Annotated in this window: 16 protein-coding genes; 6 read left to right on the forward strand and 10 right to left on the reverse strand. The window is 29.9% G+C overall.

The annotated features are described in order from the left end of the window. Nucleotides 1-17 precede the first annotated feature (17 nt). The 4 genes from ACMHJW_RS06665 to ACMHJW_RS06680 are packed head-to-tail and all read right to left on the reverse strand — an operon-like array spanning nt 18 to nt 2,580. Nucleotides 18-305, reverse strand: coding sequence for a hypothetical protein (locus tag ACMHJW_RS06665; protein ID WP_413532635.1), 288 nt, complete (start codon nt 303-305; stop codon nt 18-20). Next, entirely contained in the window at nt 306-803 is a 498-nt protein-coding gene (locus ACMHJW_RS06670) for a YkgJ family cysteine cluster protein (protein WP_413532636.1), read from the reverse strand. Further along, complete coding sequence (locus tag ACMHJW_RS06675) at nt 785-1,216, reverse strand: pyrimidine dimer DNA glycosylase/endonuclease V (protein ID WP_413532637.1); 432 nt, start codon at nt 1,214-1,216, stop codon at nt 785-787. The genes ACMHJW_RS06670 and ACMHJW_RS06675 overlap by 19 nt, the downstream gene beginning before the upstream one ends. A gap of 8 nt (nt 1,217-1,224) precedes the next feature. After that, nucleotides 1,225-2,580, reverse strand: coding sequence for a hydroxymethylglutaryl-CoA reductase, degradative (locus ACMHJW_RS06680; RefSeq protein WP_413532638.1), 1,356 nt, complete (start codon nt 2,578-2,580; stop codon nt 1,225-1,227). A gap of 659 nt (nt 2,581-3,239) precedes the next feature. Between ACMHJW_RS06680 and ACMHJW_RS06685 the strand changes: the two genes are divergently transcribed. From ACMHJW_RS06685 to ACMHJW_RS06700, 4 genes are all read left to right on the forward strand, one after another. Then, complete coding sequence (locus ACMHJW_RS06685) at nt 3,240-5,399, forward strand: S9 family peptidase (RefSeq protein WP_413532639.1); 2,160 nt, start codon at nt 3,240-3,242, stop codon at nt 5,397-5,399. 171 nt (nt 5,400-5,570) lie between these two features. Then, nucleotides 5,571-7,097 carry a peptide MFS transporter gene (locus ACMHJW_RS06690; RefSeq protein ID WP_413532640.1) on the forward strand — a complete coding sequence of 509 codons (1,527 nt, stop codon included), beginning with the start codon at nt 5,571-5,573 and terminating at the stop codon, nt 7,095-7,097. Between the two features lie 31 nt (nt 7,098-7,128). Continuing rightward, a complete protein-coding gene (locus tag ACMHJW_RS06695) occupies nt 7,129-9,213 on the forward strand; it encodes a peptide MFS transporter (protein ID WP_413532641.1) in 2,085 nt (694 codons plus the stop codon). A gap of 15 nt (nt 9,214-9,228) precedes the next feature. Next, nucleotides 9,229-9,672, forward strand: coding sequence for a thioredoxin family protein (locus tag ACMHJW_RS06700; RefSeq protein WP_413532642.1), 444 nt, complete (start codon nt 9,229-9,231; stop codon nt 9,670-9,672). On the opposite strand, the gene ACMHJW_RS06705 is transcribed toward ACMHJW_RS06700, so the two are convergent. Then, the gene (locus ACMHJW_RS06705; protein WP_413532643.1) at nt 9,662-11,632 is read right to left on the reverse strand and encodes a ComEC/Rec2 family competence protein; all 1,971 of its coding nucleotides are present in this window, start codon (nt 11,630-11,632) and stop codon (nt 9,662-9,664) included. The two genes, ACMHJW_RS06700 and ACMHJW_RS06705, sit on opposite strands and share 11 nt — an antisense overlap. A 77-nt stretch (nt 11,633-11,709) precedes the next feature. Here ACMHJW_RS06705 and ACMHJW_RS06710 point away from each other — a divergent pair, with 77 nt between their 5' ends. Further along, entirely contained in the window at nt 11,710-12,147 is a 438-nt protein-coding gene (locus ACMHJW_RS06710) for a DUF2141 domain-containing protein (RefSeq protein WP_413532644.1), read from the forward strand. A gap of 16 nt (nt 12,148-12,163) precedes the next feature. Here the strand turns inward: ACMHJW_RS06710 and ACMHJW_RS06715 are convergent, their stop codons facing one another. From ACMHJW_RS06715 to lpxB, 4 genes are all read right to left on the reverse strand, one after another. Next, the gene (locus ACMHJW_RS06715; RefSeq protein WP_413532645.1) at nt 12,164-13,513 is read right to left on the reverse strand and encodes an outer membrane beta-barrel protein; all 1,350 of its coding nucleotides are present in this window, start codon (nt 13,511-13,513) and stop codon (nt 12,164-12,166) included. Then, nucleotides 13,500-14,057 carry an RNA polymerase sigma factor gene (locus tag ACMHJW_RS06720; RefSeq protein ID WP_413532646.1) on the reverse strand — a complete coding sequence of 186 codons (558 nt, stop codon included), beginning with the start codon at nt 14,055-14,057 and terminating at the stop codon, nt 13,500-13,502. Before ACMHJW_RS06720 ends, ACMHJW_RS06715 begins: the two co-directional genes overlap by 14 nt. 12 nt (nt 14,058-14,069) lie before the next feature. After that, the gene (locus ACMHJW_RS06725; RefSeq protein WP_413532647.1) at nt 14,070-14,504 is read right to left on the reverse strand and encodes a hypothetical protein; all 435 of its coding nucleotides are present in this window, start codon (nt 14,502-14,504) and stop codon (nt 14,070-14,072) included. A 251-nt stretch (nt 14,505-14,755) separates the two neighbouring features. Next, nucleotides 14,756-15,868 carry a lipid-A-disaccharide synthase gene (gene lpxB, locus ACMHJW_RS06730; protein ID WP_413532648.1) on the reverse strand — a complete coding sequence of 371 codons (1,113 nt, stop codon included), beginning with the start codon at nt 15,866-15,868 and terminating at the stop codon, nt 14,756-14,758. 100 nt (nt 15,869-15,968) lie between these two features. On the opposite strand from lpxB, the gene ACMHJW_RS06735 reads away from it, so the two are divergent. Further along, the gene (locus ACMHJW_RS06735; protein ID WP_413532649.1) at nt 15,969-16,478 is read left to right on the forward strand and encodes a DUF2480 family protein; all 510 of its coding nucleotides are present in this window, start codon (nt 15,969-15,971) and stop codon (nt 16,476-16,478) included. A 42-nt stretch (nt 16,479-16,520) separates the two neighbouring features. On the opposite strand, the gene ACMHJW_RS06740 is transcribed toward ACMHJW_RS06735, so the two are convergent. Next, a complete protein-coding gene (locus ACMHJW_RS06740; RefSeq protein WP_413532650.1) occupies nt 16,521-17,951 on the reverse strand; it encodes a lectin-like domain-containing protein in 1,431 nt (476 codons plus the stop codon). Nucleotides 17,952-17,957: the final 6 nt, after the last annotated feature.

Raw genomic sequence — 17,957 nt, forward strand, 5'->3', positions numbered from 1 at the left:
CTCACAGAGCGACGTTTTTAATTATTATTATTATTTTTTAAGTAAATCAAAATGTTTTGAATCAGCACTAAAATTGCAAGCGATGTAAAAAACATAAAGCCAACATAAATGGCAACTTGCTTATCTTGACCAATTTTTATGAAGATAAAATAAGCCAAAAGCGTTCCCATAATTTGCATTAAAACAGCGCGCCAAGCAATTTTTTTTACAACAGCAGCATCTTTGGTTCTAAATCCAGCAATTCCTTGATAAATTGTCGGAAATATCAACATAATAAATGCGATTATTTTTAGAGGTGTTTCCATTTATACTTTTATTTCTTTCTGCATTTGTTCGACAACTTCATAAGTTGCAGGACAAATTAATGTATTTTTTAGCGTTAAATGATTGATTTGATAAAATTTCTTGCGATCTGTATGCGGATATTCTCGACAAGCTTTTGGGCGATCTTCATATACTAAACAATAATTTTCATTATCCAGAAACGGACAAGGCAATTGTTGTAAAACATAATCATTGTCTTCATCGATTCGTAAATATTTATCAATAAATTGGCTTGGTTTCAAACGAAAAACATGTGCCAAACGTTCTATATCTTTTTGTGTAAAAAGTGGACCAGTTGTTTTGCAACAATTCGCGCAAGAAAGACAATCAACACGATTAAAAACATCTTCGTGAATTTCTTCCATTTTTTGATCCAAGTTTTTAGGTGGCTTTTTCTTTAACTTCTCTAAAAACTTTTTGTGTTCTTTTTGTTTTTCTTTCGCTTTCGCAAAATATTCTTTTAAGAAATGATCTCCCATTTTTCTATATCTCCTTCTTTTACATCAAAAATATCAGCGCAATCAATCATTTTGAGATGTTCAAATTGTTTGAATCGTTCTGGATCTCTTTGTTCTAACTTCTTTAATAAATGGTTGAATTCATAATGTATTTGACCTGTTGTAACATCGATTTTAATTTGTTGAAAATCAAAATCAATTTTATTTCGATCAAAATTATAACCTCTTCTAGTGGCTTCGTCCCAAACTTCTGCCAAATATTGATTAATTGCTTCTACTGGTTTTTCTACAGCTTTGAACCGAATTAATTGCGGATGATTTTTATAACCTTTTGTTTTGCCTTCCAAAACATTTTTAGCCAAAAGAGTTTCGCGCCAAAGTGCTACAATTCCTTTTGCATCGAGATATTTCGGATGAACAGACCAAATTCGCATTTGTTAGGTTATTTATCTTTTTGAATATCTTCGATGTTTTTTACACCACGCAATCTGCAAAATTCTTCGATAACATTATGATGAGAAACCGTTTTATCTTTGAAATAATTAACGAAATATTTCTTTTCTTCTTCTGTTGCTTCCAATTGGTTTAGGATATTCATCAAATGCATTTTCATATGTCCTTTCTGAATTCCTGTTGTTACCAAAGAACGTAATGCACCAAAGTTTTGTGCTAATCCTGCAACTGCAACAAATCCCATTAATTCTTTTGCGTTTGGTTTTCCAAGAATTCCTAAAGCTAATTTTACTAATGGATGCAACGCTGTTAATCCTCCAATTGTTCCAAGTGAAGTTGGTAAATCTAACCAAAAGCGGAAAATTCCGTCTTTTACTTCGCAATGAGTTAACGAAGAATATTGTCCATCTTTTGCAGCATATGTGTGTGCACAAGCTTCTACAGCACGGAAATCGTTTCCAGTAGCAATGACAACAGCATCAATTCCATTCATAATTCCTTTGTTGTGCGTTGTAGCACGATAAGGTTCTATTTCTGCAATGCGAACTGCACGAGAAAACTTCTCAACAAATTCTTCAGCTGTTACATTTCCTTCTGCTAATTGTTCTATTGGACAAGAAACTTCTGCACGAACAATACAATCTGGTGTATAATTCGATAGAATACACATCACAATTTGAACTGAATCTTTTTCTTCTTGTGTGAAGGTAGAATCTTCTTCGATTTCGTTTCTTAATGTTCTTGCAAATTGTTCTAAACAAGAATTAATGAAGTTCGCTCCCATTGAATCCATTGTTTCGAAAGAAGCTTTTATTTGATAGTAATTATCTAAATCAGTTGTTTTATCAATCAACTCCAACTCTAAAATACCACCACCGCGCGCGCGCATATTTTTTGTGATATCATTTGTAGTTTCGATTAATTGATTTTTAATGGTTGTTTCAAATGCATGTTGCAATTTTTCTTTGTCACCTTCGTACATAAAATGCACATGACCTAATTTTATTGTAGATAAAATAGTTGTTTTGAAACCACCTCGTGTTTGCCAAAACTTAGCTGCTTTAGAAGCTGCTGCAACAACAGATGATTCTTCAACTGCCATTGGAATAGCGTATAATTCGTTGTTGATTAAGAAGTTTGGTGCTAAACCAAACGGCATATAGAAATTAGAAACAGTGTTTTCTGAAAATTCGTCGTGCAGTTTTTGTAAATCTACATCATCATTCCAATATTGTTTCAATATTTTGATTGCAGATTCGTCTCCATTCAAATATTCATTTACAACCCATTCAATTTTTCCTTCTTTTGATAATTTCGAAAAACCTTCTACTGCTTGATGCTTCATTTTGGCTAATTTATTTAATACAAAAGTACAAACGTTTTGTATGTTATGCTGTATTTCTTCTATTTTTTGATTAATTTTTAACGATTTAGTAGGTAAATCATTTTTGTTAATTATAATAAATATTTAGATTATTTATCATATTATCACCTTTTCTATTGTTATTTTACATTAGTTAACAGTAGGATTATTCGTGTTTTATTCGACTATTATTCGAGAAAAGCTCCACTTTTCCAAAGGTTTGTCGAAGAGTTCTCGAACAAAGGTCGAACGATGGTCGAACAAGAGTAAAATGAAGTATTTTTCTAGATTGATTGAATCCATTATAAACAGAGGGTTATTAAGGTTTTAATACTTACTTAAAACTATTATTGATAAAAATATTAAAGGACAGAAGTGGACAAAAGAGGACATAAAATAAAAAAACATCATTTGTATTTAATAAATCATTATATTACAATGATTTAAATTTATTTATATACTTATAAACTTTTTTTAAAAAATGAGTCATTTATAATATTTCTGAATGGTTATAAAAAGAAATATAAATATTATTTCTTTTTGTTGAGATATTTATAATAGATTATTCAAACAAATGTATTATTTCGGCAAATAGAATTGTTTATATTTGATTGTTTGAACTCACATGATTAGAAATTTATATGAAAAAATTTATTCTAAGTTTAGCTGTCCTAGCAATGGGCGCTTATTCTTATGCACAACAAATAACTATTGAAGGGATATATGGCGGTAAATACCGTGAAAATTCGTTGTATGGTGTAAATTCATTGAATGATGGAGAAAATTATACAATTCTGACGAAAGACGGATTAGTAAAACGTTCGTATGAATCGACATTGAAAAAAGGACAATCTTCTGATATTGTTATTGTTCCTGGAATGTTTGAAGGTTACGAATTTAGTTCGGATGAGCGTTATGTTTTATTACAAACAAATTCTGATCAAATATATCGTCATTCTTTTACCGCAAAGTTTGAGGTTTATGATACACAAACAAAATCGAAAGTATTATTGTTTGATGGAAAAGGAATTCAAGAACCTTTGTTTTCTCCAGATGCTTCTAAAGTAGCTTTTGCTTATGAAAACAATTTATATATTCAAGATTTAAAATCGAATAAAGTAACGCAAGTTACAACTGATGGTAAAAAGAATAATATCATCAACGGGATTAACGATTGGGTTTACGAAGAAGAGTTTGGTTTTGTAAGAAACTTTGATTGGAATGCAGACGGAACTTCTTTGGCTTATGTTCGTTTTGACGAATCGAAAGTGAAAGAGATTAATATTCCGATTTATCATAATAATCTTTATCCAAAAGAATTAAGATACAAATATCCAAAAGCAGGTCAAGACAATTCTATTGTAACCTTACATGTTTTTGACACGAAAAATAATTCGACAACAAATGTTGATTTAAGTGGAGTTCAGAATTATTACATCACAAAAATTAAGTTCTCAAACAAAGCAAATTTATTAGCAGTTGTTACATCTAATCGTCATCAGAATAATGTCGATGTATCTTTTTACGATATCAATTCAAAAAAAGTGAGTAAGTTGTTTACAGAAACAAACAAAGCTTGGATTGAAACAGATAATTTGACATTAGAATTTTTAGCAGATAATTCGTTTCTATGGACTTCTGAACGCGATGGAAATAATCATATTTACCATTATGCAGACAACGGAAAGTTAATAAATCAAGTAACGAAAGGAGATTGGGAGATTACGAATTATTATGGTTATAATCCTGTAAATAAAACGCTTTATTATCAATCTAATTCGAACAATGGAAAACGTATTTCGACAGAAAGACAAATTTCATCTGTAAGTTTAGATGGTAAAAAGACGACCATGTTGACAAAAAATAATGGTACAAATTCGGCAGCGTTCAGCAAGAATTTTACTTACTTCATCAATACTTTTTCATCTATCACAACGCCAAAAACAATCAGTTTAGTAGAATCTAAATCTGGTAAAGATTTGGGTGTGATTGTAGAAAACGCTTCTTTGAAAAATAAATTGAATACAGATAATATCGGAACCAAAGAATTATTTGTATTGAAAACAGCCGAAGGAAACGAGTTGAATGCATATGTTATAAAACCAAAAGATTTTGATCCAACTAAAAAATATCCTGTTTTGATGTATCAATATTCTGGTCCTGGTTCTCAGAATGTGAACAATGCTTATTTTAATTCGAATGATTATTGGCACATGATGTTGGCGCAAGAAGGTTATATTGTTTTTTGTGTTGATGGACGTGGAACAGGATATAAGGGAGAAGCCTTTAAGAAACAAACTTATTTGCAATTGGGTAAATATGAAGTAGAAGATCAAATTGCTGCAGCCAAAGAGATTGGAAAATTACCTTATGTTGATAAATCTCGTATCGGAATTTGGGGTTGGTCTTACGGAGGTTTCATGGCTTCGAATGTTTTATTCAAAGGAAATGATGTTTTCAAAGCTGCAATAGCAGTTGCTCCAGTAACCAATTGGCGTTATTATGATTCTGTTTATACAGAACGTTTTATGCGAACTCCAGAAGAAAATGCAGCAGGTTATGATGATAATTCACCAATTAATTATGCAAATGAATTGAAAGGTAATTTCTTATTAATTTCGGGTTCTGCTGATGATAATGTACATCCACAAAATACATACGAATTGTCTGAAGCTTTGGTACAAGCAAACAAAGATTTTGATATGGCTATTTATACAGATAAAGATCACGGAATATATGGTGGGAATACACGTATTCAGCTTTATCGTAAAATGACAAACTTTATAAAGAAGAATTTGTAAGAAAAAAGCTTGATTTATTAGAATACGCCAATAAATGAAATAATTCATATTAGAAATTGATAAAAACCTTATATTAAATAAAAAAAACCTCTGCATTGTCAGAGGTTTTTTTTATTTTCGTTGATTGCTAAGAAAATCAAAAAGATATATTAGCACTTAGTTAAAGAAAGTATGAGTAAAGAATTAACTTTAGAGGAGATTCAGAATTTTAAAGGCAAATATCCAAAACAAATATGGAGCCTTTTCTTTTCTGAAATGTGGGAGAGATTTTGCTTCTACGGAATGCGAGGAATGTTAGTATTCTTCATGATTGATCAATTGAATTTTGAAGAAGCCCAGTCAAATTTGCAATATGCTGCTATACAAGCATTTGTTTATGCCTTTACATTTGTAGGAGGTTTATTTGCTGACAAGATTTTAGGATTTAGGAAATCTTTATTTTGGGGAGGATCATTAATGATTTTAGGAAGTATCTTATTAGCAACAGATCCACATTCATTATTTTTCTTAGGAATGTCTTTTACAGTTGTAGGAACAGGTTTTTTCAAACCAAATATTTCTACAATGGTTGGAGAATTGTACAAAAAAGGGGACGAAAGAACAGATGCAGGTTTCTCTCTTTTTTATGCAGGGATTAATTTAGGTGCTTTTCTTGGTGGATACATTTGTATCGCAGTTGGTAAAGGACATTTATTTACAGATTTTATAGATGTTGCACATCGTTGGAATGTAGCCTTTGGTTTGGCCGCATTTGTAATGTTAATCAGTTTGATTAATTTCTTTTTTACGAAAAGACATTTAGGACCAATTGGTTTACAACCTCGTAAAATATTACCATCTGGAGAAACAGAAAGAATTCCTTTATGGAAAGAAATAGCTGTTTATGTATGTACAATTTTATCAATTCCATTAATTATGGCAATGGTAAAAAATACAGATTATACTGACTATTTTATGTACACTGTAGGTCCACTTACTTTGTTATATTTATTTTACGAAATGACAAAAGTAACTGCACAAGAGCGTAAAAAATTATATGCAGCACTTATATTTATTATTTTTTCTATCTTATTCTGGGGAATTTACGAACAAGCAGGAGGATCGTTAAGTATTTATGCCGCAAAAAACCTTGATTCTAATTTATTAGGTTTAAACTTAGATCCAAATGGAGTTAATAATTCAGGAGGAGCATTCTTTATTATATTAATTGCACCATTATTAGGTTTATTATGGATCTGGTTAGCAAAGAGAAAAATAGAGCCTAACACAGTTGTTAAGTTTGGATTAGGATTTATTCTTTTAGGATTAGGATATTACGTTTTATTTGCAACAAAATTCTTTGCGAATGCAGAAGGAATCACTTCATTAAATTTCTTTACATTGGCATTGTTAGTTATTACTTTCGGAGAATTATGTTTGTCACCAATTGGATTATCAATTATGACAAAATTATCAACTCATAATTTACAAGGAATGATGATGGGAATGTGGTTTTTAGCATCTGCATACGGACAATATGTTGCAGGAATAATAGGTGCAGGAATGTCAAAATCTACAAACGAAAATGGAACAAACTTAGATCGTCTTTTTGCTTATGCAGAAGGTTATAAAGAAATCGCTTTATATGCTGTTATAGCAGGTGTAATTTTAATCCTAATTTCTCCATTGATACGTAAATTAATGCAAGAGGTAAAATAACTTTTTAAGATATATAATTTAACAAACAAACATGAGTTCAAAATCGGAAAATTTCTTTGATTCAAAAGTATTAGGGCATCCGTCAGGATTGTTCGTGCTTTTCTTTACGGAAATGTGGGAGCGATTCTCGTTTTACGGAATGCGCGTTTTATTAATTCAGTTTTTAACAGCTGCAGTTATTGGTTTAAATCCAGGTTGGGAATGGTCTATAGAAAAAGCAACAGCTTTATATGGAACATACGCAATGCTACTCTACATTACACCAATCTTTGGAGGTATTATTGCTGACAAATATATAGGCTATCGCTGGGCAGTTGTAATTGGTGCAATTATTATGACGCTTGGTCATGCTTTTATGGCTTTTGATACACCTATTTTCTTATATTTAGGTTTAGCGTGCTTGGTTATAGGAACAGGATTCTTCAAACCTAATATGACATCTATTTTATCAGAAATGTATAAAGACTTCCCTGAGAAAAAGGATGGTGCTTATACAATTTTCTATATGGGAGTTAACGCTGGTGCATTCTTCGGAATGATGTTATGTGGATTCTTAGCTGAAAAAGTAGGATGGCATTGGGGATTCGGATTAGCTGGTATCTTCATGTTATTAGGAACATTACAATTCTGGTTAGCAAAACCATTATTTGGACATATTGGAGAAGTACCATCAAAGACAGGAAATCAAATTACTGCAGATGATGATACACCAAAATATGAACCAGGAGAAAAACCAAATCCTTTTACAGTTCTAGATCAAATCTTAATCGTTATTATGACACTTTTAGGATTAGGATATGCATTCAATGATCCGTTAAATGCAATTGGTGGAATTAACTTATTTAATTTTTCTATTGCTGGTTTATCAGGACAAAATGTTGTTATTTTAGTTGCATTATTCTTGTTCTTCTTTGTTGTAATTCGTCGTTTGGCTAATTACACAAAAGTGGTTCGTGATCGTATGATTGCCGTAATTATCTTTGCATTCTTCGTAATCTTCTTTTGGATGTCTTTCGAGCAAGGAGCTACATCGTTAGTAATTTTTGCACGTGATAATACAGAACGTAACTTGGTTGGAGGTGCTGCAATGGCATTTAATGTTTTCAATACATTATTAACAGTTGTTCCATTGTTGTTCATCTCTTATGTATTGATTTTATTAGCAAAACAAACATTCAAAAAAGCCGCTGCATCTAATATTGTTTTAGCCATTACTTTCTTAGGAATTTGGGCTTCTGCAATCTGGATGTTGAATTATAACTGGACTTCTCATTCTTATGATGTTTCTTATCAAGCGATTGAAACTGCTAAATTAGATGATGCTGGTAAACAAATCATGAATGACGAAGGTCAACCTGTTTTTGTTAAAACACCAGTTACAGCTTCTTATGTTGCAAACTCTACAGATAAAATTGTAACAGAAACAATAAACTTAGCTTCTCAAGATGCTTTATCAAAAGGATCTGACATCAATATTCACAAAGAAGGAGATAAATTTGTATTAGTTTCTTCTGAGAATTTAGTGAAATTGGATGAAGAATATAAAAATCAAAACAAACCATCTGAAATTGTACCTGCTAAAGTTGCAGAGATAAAAGATTCTCAAGTAGAAATCACAGTTTCGTGGTTCTCTACATTAAACTCTTTCTTTATCATTGCATTAGCTTCTTTAGTTTCTCGTGTTTGGGATTCTAAGTACAATCCATCTGCTTCTGTAAAATATGGTTTAGGATTAATCATTATGGCAATCGGATTCGGATTCTTAGCTTTCGGTTCTTATGGAATCTCGGAAGGTGTTCGTGTTTCTATCATTTGGTTAGTTTTAGCTTACTTGTTCCATACATTAGGAGAACTTTGCTTATCACCAGTTGGACTTTCGTATGTTTCGAAATTAGTTCCAGCGCGTATGATTGCATTTATGTTCGGAATGTGGTACCTTGCTATTGCAATTGGAAATAAATTGGCAGCCATTTTAGGAGGTCAAATCGAAAATATTACAAAAGAATATTCATTGTCAACTTTCTTCTTAATCTTTACAATTGTACCAATTGTAGCTGGTTTAATTGTTATTGCATTAAATCCAATAATGAAGAAATTGATGCATGGAGTTAAATAATAAAGATTGAAAATTATGAAATCAAGCTTAGCAATCGCTGCCCTAATTTTATCATCATTTCTTTTCGGTCAAGAAATTAAATGGTTGTCATTAGATGAAGCAACAAAAGAAATAAAAGCACATCCAGAAAAACCTGTATTAATTAATTTTTATACAACTTGGTGTGGATTCTGTAAGCGTTTAGATAAAGAAACTTTTACAGATAATCAAGTCGCAGATTATATAAACAAAAATTACATTGCGATAAAATTTGATGCTGAGACAAAGGATATGGTAAAATTTATGGGTATACAATACACATACATTGCGCCTGCTAAAGCGAATTACTTGGCTTACGCCTTTACAAACGGACAATTGAGTTATCCTGCTACTGTTTTGATGGATGGTAAAGGAGAAATCAACAAAATTGTTTTGGGATACCGTAATTCTCTTGATTTTATAAATGATATCAAAATTTAATTGAGAAATAACCTTGTTGAGAGGTTTTCCATAAAATAGAATCCGATTTTTCTTCGAGTTCTGTAAGAATAGAAGGGTAGTTGCTAGCATCAGCAATTACCCTTTTTAATTTGCTATTATTTTCAAAAGGATAAATGTTCGATTGATGAATTAAGACATAAGTAGGAAGAAAAGAAGAGTGTTTTTCTTCATTCAACAAAAGTTGAAATGTTTTTGTTTCGATTGAATTTTGATGTTTGATAAAATGTTGATGCTTAAAGTTAGAATCATAAGAATGAAAATAAACATCTTTTATTCGTTCATGAATTTTATAAGGTTTAATCGTGAAATTATATGTTTTTTCATCTAAAGGATTTTCGCTTAGAATGGTTAAATTTCGCTGATTTCGAATTCCAATAATACTATTTTTATATTGATTGAAAACAATTAATTCATTCGAATTGTTGAGTTGATAAACTTGATAAAATCGATCTATTTGAATCAGAAACAAACAAAGGATACAAACAAATAATGCAAGTTTAGATTTTTTGAGAAATAAAGGTTTCAAAAAGTATAAAATAATCCCAATCAATATTGCAGTAAATAAGCTGATGTAAACATCTTTTGCAATAAACTTAAAACTTGCCAACCAATAAATATATTGATTCGAATAATAAATAAAATGATTGAAAAGCCAAGTGTAGATTGGAATATTAAGATCAAAAATAATCAGAAAAATACTAATGATTCCGCCACAAATCATGAAGAAAGAAGCTGGAATTAAAACTAAATTTCCAAATAAAAATAAACCCGAAAATTGATTAAAATACAAAACAGAAACTGGTAAAGTTCCTATTTGTGCAGATAAACTTGTTGCAATCATAACTTTTATTTTCTTTAAAAAGCTATTCTTTACTTTCCAATAATAATCGAAAATAGGATTCAACCAAACAATGAAAAACACAGCCGAAAAACTTAACTGAAAACCAACATCAAACAAATAATTCGGTTGAAATACCAAAATAATAAAAGCTGAGAGTGAAAGTGTGTGGAAAATATTTTTTGGTCGATTGAGTAATTCGCTGATATAATAAATCGAAATCATCAATGCTGAACGAAAAACTGGCGGTTGTAATTCGACATAAAATGCAAAAATCCAAATCGAAATTAAACTAATAATTATTCTAATTTTTGTTCCATGTTTTAGTTTTAATAAAGGTTGTAAAACAAATTGCAATATCATGTAAATCATCATAACATGTAAACCCGAAATTGACAAAATATGCACAACTCCTGTTGCTACATAACTTTGATTTAGTTCTTGCGAAAGCTCAGTTCTATCGCCCAAAAGCATCGAAGAAATAATTGCTCTACTTTCTAGCGAATAACCTTGTTCTGTTAGTTTTTCTCTAATTTTTACTTTTGATTTTGCAACCCAATTCCGAAATCCATTTCCTTCTTTTCGAAATGAAATAATTTCATTTGTAAATATTTGAGAATAAATATTTTTTCTACTTAAGTAACGTTTATAATCAAATTGATATGGATTTAATGCTTTTTGAATTTCTCTTTTTTCTCCGAAAATTATGATTTCGTCATTCGGATACAAAGTTTGTTGTTGAGGTTTTATGTGAAGCAAAATCTGTTCATTGGTTTCAATATCTTTTACAACATAATTGGTGTATTTTTCGGAAGAATTAGAAATATACAGAACTTTTACTAAATGCATCTTTGAAACAGATTCTATATCATTTTTTGTTTTTTGATTATAATTTTGATGAATATAATAGCCTAAAATTGTAGAAATCGCTAGAAAAGTAATGATATTTTGACGATTATTATTTTTTAACAAAGAGATAAAAAGTAGAATAATTAGTAAAAAAAATATAATTCGTAAATTTGTAGCAGAAATTAATAATTCGGATAAAATTATTCCAATTGAGAAACATATTGTTAGGGTCAAAAAAAGATACTTTTTCATCCTAATAATTTATAATTTTATTCACAAATAGTTGGTTTTAATTATTTGTAAACGAATTAATTAAAAAAAAATTAAAGATGAAGAAAATTCTTATATTAAGTTTGTTGTTTTTTACACAAATGGCAATGGCTCAGATTGATGTAAAATTATCAATAACAAACCTTAAGAAAATGAAAGGGAATTTAGCTATTGAATTTTATAGAAATGTAGAAAACTATACAAAAGGGCAAAATGCATTCAAAAAATTGTATGTTCCTATTGCAGATATAGATAAATATGAAACGGTTTTTAAAGATATAGAACCTACTTTCTATGCCGTGAAAGTTTATTTGGATATGAACAACAATAAAAAGCTTGACAAAAGTTTTTTAGGTGTTCGAAAGGAGCCTTATGGTTTTTCTAAAAACTTGGATCCTATTTTGCGCGAACCAACTTTTGAAGAAGCTAAAGTTGAAATGAGTGCGGATAACAATACAATAGCAATCAAATTAAACAATAACAAAGGCGAAGAATAACTTCGTCTTTTTTTTGTTAAAACTTAATTGAAAAACCTAAGTTTAAACCTAATAAAGAAGGATTTTTAGCCTCAACATTTTTTAATGGGTTTAGCATGTATCTATAGTTTGGCTCAAGATTAAGGCTGGATTTATTCGATAAATTATATTCCAATTTAACACCCGCATTCGCACTATAACTCATATTATTTAAATTATTCGCTTTACCCAGCGTATACTGATTTCGAGTGTTAACATCTGTTAATGTAATTGCGTTTTTAGTTACCATATAGTAACTTCCTCCAGCAGTTGCGAGAAGATTAAATTTATCAAAACTTGCTAATTTATACTCGACTTCTACCGGAATTTCAATATAATGTACTTTTTGTTCCATTTTGTTTGCCTGAGAATCGAAAATTGTAAGCATTGCATTGTGATTTGTTTCACTAGAAAGAACTCTTATATTGCTATAATATGTAATGTTACTAGATGTTTTTGGAGTGCTCGCGGGTAGCGCATAATAACCAGTATTAATGCCTGTGTTAATGTTTGTTGTATTTTGTTCTAACTCGACTTTTGAAATACCAGAACGAAGATTTATCTTATCATTTACACGCACAGAAACCTTTGCTCCATAAGCAACAGTTAAATTATTTTTGACATTAAGATCATTGAATTCATCTGCCAAAATCGATTTAGAATTCAACATTTTAGTCGGATTTATATAGGAAGAAACAACTAAAATTGGAGATTTTTGTTTGACTTCAACTTTTTCAGATTTATTGTTTTCCTTTTTTTCTTCTTCGATTACTAATTCTAAAGGTTTTTCTTCTAATAAATTAGAATTTAATTTTTTATTAGTTCCCTCATTTTTTTGGTTGAAGGAATGATTATTTTGATTAAAATTTTCTTTTTGATTTGAATTTATTTCAGTTAATTCTTCTTTTTTGTTAATAATAATGTTTGAAAATAAAGTTGATTCTTCATTTGTTTTTTCAAAATATGAACTTGAATTTTCTGCTGTTTTTGGATTAACTTGAATTGAATTTTCTAAAGAATAATCCATCTTTTTATCAGAAGATTCTTCATTTGTTTTTTCGATTTTATTCCATTCTTTTTTGATTGATTCATTGGCTGTTGATTTCTTTTTTACGATTTCATTTTTTTGAAAATGATTAACATTAACTGAATCTTTTTGATTAAAATAATAAATAGATATTCCAGCCACTAAACAAGCCGCAGTTGATGTAAGCCAATAGAATAAAGGAATGATTCTTTTCTTTTTCTCTTTTTCATCTAATTTTTCTTGAATGTTTTTCCAAGAATCCGTTGGAGGAAGATGTGGTTGCGAGAGTTTATCTTTAATATGTTGATCAAATTTGTTCATTTACTGTGACAGTTTTTAATTGATTAAGTCTTTCTTTTAATAAATTTCGTGCTCTTGATAAGTTTGATTTTGAAGTTCCTACAGAAATGTTCAACATTGTTGCAATTTCTTGATGTGAATATTCTTCAAAAACGTAGAGGTTAAAAACTTGCCTGTATTGTGGTGAAAGTTTATGAATGGCTTTTAATAATTGTTGATAATCAAAATTTTCTTCAATTTCGTCATCATCTTCTTGTGTGATAATTATATTTTCGACGTTTTCGAACGGTAAGTTTCTCTTCTTTTTTAGTTTCTCTAAATTCAGATTTACCATTATTCGTTTCATCCAACCTTCGAAAGAACCTTCAAATTTGAATTGATTAATTTTATTAAAGATGTGAATAAAGCCCTCTTGAAAAATATCTTGTGCATCTTCGTAGCTTTCAGCATAGCGAAGACAGATCGAGAATAAAACAGAAGAAAACTCAATGTAGATTTCTTCTTGAGCTTTTCTGTTTTGTTCTTGACATTGCTTGATTAAATATTCAAGAGAGTCGTTATTCAAATTTATTTGGTATTATTTATCTTTAATATTTAGAACGATAGAATCATAAATTGGTTCATTAGTATTCGGTTGATAACTTGTCCAAAATTTTAAGGTATATTTTCCTGCAGTTTTAGGTGCGAATTTTAACGTTTTTGTTTCAAAAGAAATTTCTTGTTTACAAGAATTATCATTTGTTAAACTCGCATAAACACCAATATGATGTTTAAATTGTGTATCTTCTCCTAAAGAACTAAATTGAATAAATTGTTGACAAGAATTTGTTTTTCCATAAGTTACATGAATATTTGTAATTTTTCCTACTGGCTGAATAGAATCCTCGTGAACATAGATTGAAGTAGTAGGTAATAAACCATAATTTGTAAAAGCTGAATCATCATTGTTTAAACAACTAAATGTTGATAAACCTAAAATTCCTACCAAAGCAAACATGCTTAATCTTTTCATTAATTTCATTGTGTAAGTTTTTAATTGTTATAAAAGTAAGATATAGATTTTAAGAAAGGTTGCGTAAGAATTTAATTTTATCAGTGTAAAAATAAAAAATCCTCTTGAAATCAAGAGGATTAAATTGTTAGAAAAGGTTGTAAACTTTTACATCCTTACAATCTGAAATATAAAAATCAGATCTGAATGATATATATTTATAAGATGACAAAAACCAAAAAGGTTGCGTGTAACTTTTCTCTTTTTTTAATTTATTTTTTTAAATCTTCAACAATAAGAGTTGCTGTTCTTTCCGAAGCACCGATTCCGCCAAGTTTCTGATATAATTCATCATAACTTTTCATGATCTTTTCACGTTTTGGAGAATTTAAAATTAAATCTAATTCATGCTTAATATTTTCGTAAGTTAAATCGTATTGAATTAATTCTTTTACAACTTCTTCGTCCATAATTAGATTAACTAATGAAATAAAGCGAATATTTTTTACAACACGTTTTCCAATTTCATAAGAAATAGCATTTCCTTTATAGCAAACAACTTCAGGAACTTTCAACAAAGCAGTTTCCAAAGTTGCAGTTCCAGATGTAACTAGAGCAGCATGCGAAATACGCAATAAATCATAAGTTTTGTTCTCAACAATTTTTAGGTTGTTTCCTCCAATTTTTTTATAATTTTCGATTGGTTGAGATGGAGCTCCAGCAACAACAAATTGATAAGCTGGAAAATCTTTTTCAACAGAAAGCATCAAAGGTAATTTTACTTTTATTTCTTGTGTTCTACTTCCTGGAAGTATTGCAATAATAGGTCTTTCGTCTAGATTATGCTCTTTTCTAAATTGTTGTTCATCAATTGGTGGAAGATTATTCAAAGAATCTAACAAAGGATTTCCGACAAATTCTACTTTGTAATCGTAACGTTTATAAAATTCTTCTTCGAACGGAAGAATGACAAACATTTTATCAACTACTTTTTTGATTTTGTGAACTCGACCAGTTTTCCAAGCCCAAATTTGTGGTGAAATATAATAATAAACCTTAATCCCAAGACTTTTTACGAATTCGGCAATTCTTAAATTAAATCCAGGATAATCAACCAAAATAACAGCATCTGGTTGATAAGCTTCGATATCTTTTTTAGCAACAGAAATATTTCCTAAAATAGTTCTTAAATTCATTACAACTTCGGCAAAACCCATAAATGCCAAATCTCTGTAATGTTTGACCAAAGTTCCTCCTTGTGCTTGCATCAAATCTCCTCCCCAAAATCTGAATTCTGCTTGAGGATCTTTTAATTTTAATTCTTTCATTAAGTTCGATGCGTGCAAATCGCCCGAAGCTTCACCTGCAATGATATAGTATTTCAATGGAAATAATTTTTCTTCTTACAAAGATAGGAGAAATCTATAAGTGGAGTAGATTTCAATGTTTTTTATTGCGTAAATTTACTTTTTGAAACAAAGAAAAATGTCAGACGAAATTATAAATAAAGTTGCCAAAAGTGGCTTAGTAACAATAGATTTACAGGATTTTTATCCAGATGGAGATCGTGTTGTTTTTGATTTAAAGGATTGGCTATACGAAGAATTGATTCTTAAAGAAAAGGATTTTAGAGAGAATCTTAAAAATCATGATTGGTCTCAATATCAAGATAAATACATTGCTTTAACTTGTACAGCAGATGCAATTGTTCCTTCTTGGGCATATTTATTGGTTGCGACGTATTTGTCTCCGATTGCTAAACGAATTGTACATGGAAGTTTACAAGATTTGGATACGATTTTGTATACCGAAATTGTAGATCATTTGCCTTATGATGAATATATTGATGGTAAAATAATCGTAAAAGGTTGTTCACATAAACCTGTTCCAGAATCAGCCTACATTCAGTTGATTGAGCGTTTACAACCAATTGTAAGTTCGTTGATGTTTGGTGAAGCTTGTAGTACGGTTCCGCTTTATAAAAAGAAGAAATAAAAAAAAGGCTATTTTACTTTTTGTAAAATAGCCTTTTTAATTTTATTTAGTTTTAATGTATAACATTGGATTTGTAACAATTTCGCATTGATATCTTTTTACAATATCTGTCGATGTATTATTACTTTCATCTGGATCTAAAATTTCATTAGATGAAACATTAACAGTATTTACAACTTGAGTATTTGGTTTTTTAATAGTTCCTTTTATATAAATACTTCCAGAGCTATCAGCAGGTAAACCTATAGTTCCATTAAAATGATTACCATGATTTTGAATTTGAGGATTGGTAATGTTATTTGAATAAGTAATGTCTGTAATTGAAAAAAAGTTTGTATCGATTAAAGAACCTCCTATTTTATCTAAAAAATTACTATCAACTTGAATAGAATTTAACTTAGCGCCATTAATGTTGTTGACATCAACTCTGAAAATAACATCTTGTATTTGTTTTTCATTACAAACTAAAGGTGTATCTACAGAATTAAAAACACTTAGATTTCCTATTGATGTGATTTGTAAATTTCGAATTTCATGATTATTATATCCACCTCCTGTAGAAGCTGCAAAACCAATTTTTAACTTTGAAGGAATAGGTTGTGTAGTTGTATAATCAATTAAAGGTATTGAACTATAATCAGAATTTAAGGTATTAGACATGTAAATTTTAATTTGATAGCTCATAGAATTATTTGGTTTTGTAATAGGAAGAATTACAATTTTTACTTTTCTAAAAAATTGATTATCTGTTGGACGAGTAGGTGTTAATACATCATAATCCAGTTCACCAATTAGCCGCATTGTAGCTGCATTAACGCTCCTATCTCCAAGTTTTGCATAATCTAGAATAAGATTAGATGAAGTAGCTGTTTCCTCGTTTGTTGCTCCTCTTAATACAATTGTATTTGGAATTGTCCCATCACCTACATTTGGATCTTTGGGAATTGGATCACTTGATTTTGAAATTAAACCATTTTTACCTTCTTTAGCATTCCCGAAATTTCCGAATGAATCAAACCCAATTCCAATATAACCTCCGTATAAACCATTTGGAACTGGAGGAGTAGTTGCTGTATTTCTTGTATATCCTAGCGAACCACCATATCCTCCAAGCCGAAAATTAGTAGGCGATATAGAACCATCAAATAAGAAGACTGAAAATCCATCGCCTCCAGTATAAGAAGTGTTTTGAGATGAACGCCATGCTTTAAACTCAAACTCAGCTATTATACCTAAAGCAGAAGGAAAGTCTTCATTTATGAAAGCATAACCTTTTTGACTCATAGAATCCGGAGTTAGTCTTAACCAGCCATCTCCATCAGGATCTGATTTTCCTGCAGTTAATGTGGCTACGCCTCCAAGAATAATATTACTTGAAACTTTATTTGATTTGAAACTTTCTTTTATAATAAATTGTCCAAAAAGGATATTTCCTAATAAAAAGAAAAAGTAAATGATAAAATATTTCTTCATTGGTAA

It is taken from the genome of Empedobacter brevis, assembly GCF_965118635.1.
In the GTDB taxonomy this organism is placed as follows: Bacteria; Bacteroidota; Bacteroidia; order Flavobacteriales; family Weeksellaceae; genus Empedobacter; species Empedobacter brevis_A.